Annotated in this window: 5 protein-coding genes; all 5 read right to left on the bottom strand. The window is 43.1% G+C overall.

Annotated elements, in window-relative coordinates; all coding sequences use genetic code 11:
• Positions 1-1,495 (bottom strand): F0F1 ATP synthase subunit alpha (gene atpA / locus A3756_RS12975; protein ID WP_068553645.1); only part of this gene is annotated, 1,495 nt, incomplete at its 3' end.
• Positions 1,496-1,525: 30 nt separating this feature from the next.
• Complete coding sequence (locus A3756_RS12970; RefSeq protein WP_068507297.1) at positions 1,526-2,062, bottom strand: F0F1 ATP synthase subunit delta; 537 nt, start codon at positions 2,060-2,062, stop codon at positions 1,526-1,528.
• Positions 2,063-2,078: 16 nt separating this feature from the next.
• The gene (locus A3756_RS12965) at positions 2,079-2,549 is read right to left on the bottom strand and encodes a F0F1 ATP synthase subunit B (RefSeq protein ID WP_068507299.1); all 471 of its coding nucleotides are present in this window, start codon (positions 2,547-2,549) and stop codon (positions 2,079-2,081) included.
• A 58-nt stretch (positions 2,550-2,607) separates the two neighbouring features.
• Positions 2,608-2,847, bottom strand: a complete 240-nt coding sequence (gene atpE / locus A3756_RS12960) for a F0F1 ATP synthase subunit C (RefSeq protein ID WP_068507301.1) — start codon at positions 2,845-2,847, stop codon at positions 2,608-2,610.
• Between the two features lie 62 nt (positions 2,848-2,909).
• The gene (gene atpB, locus A3756_RS12955) at positions 2,910-3,788 is read right to left on the bottom strand and encodes a F0F1 ATP synthase subunit A (protein ID WP_068507303.1); all 879 of its coding nucleotides are present in this window, start codon (positions 3,786-3,788) and stop codon (positions 2,910-2,912) included.
• Between the last annotated feature and the right edge of the window lie 285 nt (positions 3,789-4,073).

Genomic DNA, 4,073 nt, shown 5'->3' with positions numbered 1-4,073 from the left:
CAGCGATATCATTGTTGTAATCGCCTTTTTCGTTAATCTTATCGAGTAATGCTGAATGTTCAGCACTCATGTAAGACAACATTGCATCTTCAAAATCAACAACTTTGTTTACTGGCACATCATCCAAGAAGCCTTCATTAGCGGCATAAAGAACGATACCCATTTCAGCAACGCTTTGTGGGCTGTACTGCTTTTGCTTCATAAGCTCTGTCACACGCTGACCGTGCTCTAGCTGCTTACGTGTTGCATCATCAAGGTCTGATGCGAACTGAGCAAATGCTGCCAATTCACGATACTGAGCCAAAGCCAAACGTACGCTACCACCTAACTTCTTGATGATCTTAGTCTGAGCTGCACCACCAACTCGTGATACCGAAATACCTGCGTTCATTGCAGGACGAATACCAGAGTTAAATAGGTTGGTCTCAAGGAAGATCTGACCATCTGTAATCGAAATTACGTTAGTTGGTACGAATGCAGATACGTCACCACCTTGTGTTTCGATGATCGGTAGAGCTGTCAATGAACCAGTTTGGCCCTTAACTTCACCATTGGTGAACTGCTCAACGTAATCAGCGTTTACACGTGATGCACGCTCTAGTAGACGTGAGTGCAAGTAGAATACGTCACCTGGATATGCTTCACGACCTGGTGGACGACGTAGTAGCAATGAAATCTGACGGTATGCCCAAGCTTGCTTGGTCAAATCATCAAATACGATCAATGCGTCTTCACCGCGGTCACGGAAGTATTCACCCATTGTTGTACCGCCGTATGGCGCTAAGAACAACATTGCTGCTGGATCAGCTGCACCTGCCGCAACAATGATCGTGTGATCCATTGCGTCATGCTCTTCAAGTTTACGTACAACCGCAGCGATAGAAGATTGCTTCTGACCAACTGCTACATAGATACACTTAACACCTGTGTTCTTCTGGTTAATGATTGCATCGATAGCGATTGCAGTCTTACCAGTCTGACGGTCACCGATGATCAACTCACGCTGGCCACGGCCGATAGGTACCATTGAGTCAATCGCTTTCAAACCAGTTTGTACTGGCTCATCAACTGATTGACGTGCGATTACACCTGGTGCAACTTTTTCTAAAGGTGCAGTTAGCGTAGTCTCGATAGGACCTTTACCATCAATTGGGTTACCTAGTGCATCAACAACACGGCCAAGCATTGCTTCACCGATTGGTACTTCTAGGATACGACCCGTACATTTTGCTTTCTGACCTTCGGCAAGACCTTTAGGGTCACCTAGGACAACGACACCTACAGAATCACGCTCTAGGTTAAGCGCCATACCGTATACGCCGGTTTCAAACTCTACCATCTCACCATACATTACGTCGGCAAGACCGTGAATTAGAACGATACCGTCAGATACACTGACGATAGTGCCCTCATTTTGGGCTTCAGAAGAAACATCGAGAGTTTCGATGCGCTTCTTAATAATTTCGCTGATCTCAGCTGGGTTTAGCTGTTGCATGCGTTAAATCCTCAAATCTGAATCTGCTACCTAAGCACTAACCGCTTCGGCCAATTTTGCAATTTTGCCACGGACAGAAGCATCGATGACTAGATCGTTGGTGCGGATAATTACGCCACCAATCAACGACTCATTTACAGTCGATGTAACAACGACTTTACGATCTAGTTTCTTACTTAGTACTTGTGCAAGCTTATCTTGTTGTTCACCGCCCAGTTCAAAAGCACTCTCCACATCGACGTCTACTGACATCTCTAGCTGTGCTTTGAAACCTTCAAACAATTGAGCAATCTCTGAAAGTAACTCTAATCGGTCATTTTCAGCCAACACAACGATAAAGTTTTTACCTTCATCATTTAACTTATCACCACATGATTCGATGAAAAGCTGTGCTTTTTGCTCACTTGTCAATGCTGGGTGGTCTAGAACAACACTCATGTTCTCGTCCATAGCTACTGCAGAAGAATAAGCAAGCATGTCTGACCAAACTGTCAAAGCTTCCTTATCCTTCGCGGCCTGAAAAGCGGCTTTAGCGTAGGGTCGGGCAATCGTAATTGATTCTGCCATCATCCACTCTCAAAACTTAAATTTCTGAGGCAAGCTGATCGAGTAACTCACCATGTTTGCTTGCATCGATTGAAGATCCAAGAATCTTTTCTGCGCCCGCAATTGCGATTGCAGATACTTCAGCGCGAAGCTCTTCTTTCACGCGATTCTTTTCTTGCTCAATTTCAGCTTTAGCAGCAGTGATTAATCTGTCACCTTCTTGACGAGCAGTTTCTTTCGCTTCGTCAACAATTTGATTTGATCGTTTGTTCGCTTGCTCGATTAGTTCAGCTGCTTGTGCTTTCGCTTCTTTTAGCTCTTCAACTGCTTTTTTCTGTGCAAGTTCAAGATCTTTAGACGCTCTGTCAGCCGCTGCTAAACCGTCGGATATTTTCTTTTCGCGCTCTGTCATTGCACCAATGATTGGTGGCCAAACATACTTCATGCAAAATAGCACAAAGCCTGCGAAGAAAATCATTTGTCCAATAAGTGTGTAATTGATATTCACACTAATTACCTCACTTTCGTTGTTAGTTTACGTTTTTAGCTAACTAAAGACGTGTCTATTAAGCACCAACGCCTGGAGCAACAACGAAAATCAAGTACATAGCGATACCAACACCGATAATTGGCACAGCATCGATCAAACCAGCTAGTAAGAACATCTTACCTTGTAGCATTGGACCAAGTTCTGGCTGACGCGCAGTACCTTCCAATAGACGTCCACCAAGTAGACCCATACCAACTGCCGCACCAAGTGCACCAAGACCAAGCATAATTGCAGCTGCAATAATTACTAGTTCCATTTTTTTCTCCTGCTTTAAGTTAAAAAGTTAAGTTAGTTAAAAGAAAAGTTTAAAAATTTAGATTAATGATCTTCGTGAGCCATACTCAGGTACACGACGGTCAAAACCATAAAAATAAATGCTTGTAGCGTAATAACCAAGATATGGAATATCGCCCAACCGATCTGCAAGAAACCACCGAACAGACCAAACAGCAAACCAGCGCTGTACATGACGGCAATCAAAATGAAGATCATTTCACCGGCGTACATGTTCCCGAATAGTCGCAAGCCCAATGAAAACGGCTTAGCTAATAGACCGACTAATTCCATAAATAGGTTCACAGGGATAAACGCCCAGTGATTGAAAGGGTGCATGGTAAGCTCTTTAGTAAAGCCACCAATACCTTTAATCTTGATAGAGTAGTAAAGCATTAGGATGAATACACCTAAAGCCATACCTAGTGTGATGTTAGGGTCTGTTGATGGAACAATCTTCTGATAACCAACGCCCACAAATGTAAGCAACCATGGCACTAGATCAACCGGGATCAAGTCCATTAGGTTCATGAAGAATACCCAAACAAAGATTGTTAATGCCAAAGGAGCAATAAGTGGGTTACGTCCATGGAACATATCTTTAACGTTACCATCAACGAAATCGACAATCATTTCGATAAAGTTTTGGAAGCGACCAGGTACACCGCTAGTTACCGATTTGGCAACGGAACGGAAGATCATGCAGAAAATAACACCTAAGCCAAATGACCAAAGTAAACTATCTACATGAAATGCATTGAAACCCATTGCAGCAGCTTCTTCGCCACCGTGAGCCATTGTCCAAGTTGCTTCTTGTAGCGTTGTGCCATCATAACGAACAGTACCAGCAGGAAGCTGGCCGAAAGTTAGGTTACTTAAGTGATGCTGAATATATTCAGTGGTTGTTAGACTATCGCCTGCCATAGTTAAGGGCCTACATTATAGAGTTAAAAATTCTAAATTATGCTTTGTGTGAGTTCGGCTTACTTACTAAGAGAGCCGAGAAACAGTTCATCACTAAAACACTGATAAAGGTGGAGTAAAGTGCTAAGTAATCCATTGCACTGAGCTTCGGACTTATATTCAAGTTTGTAGAGCCTCTGGATTACTTAGCACTTTACTCCACCTTTATCAGTGTTTTAGTGATGAACTGTTTCTCGGCTCTCTTAGTAAGTAAGCCGAACTCACACAAAGCATAATTTAGAATTT

This window comes from Oleiphilus sp. HI0086 (assembly GCF_001635225.1).
This window is presented reverse-complemented; position numbering and strand designations above follow the sequence as displayed.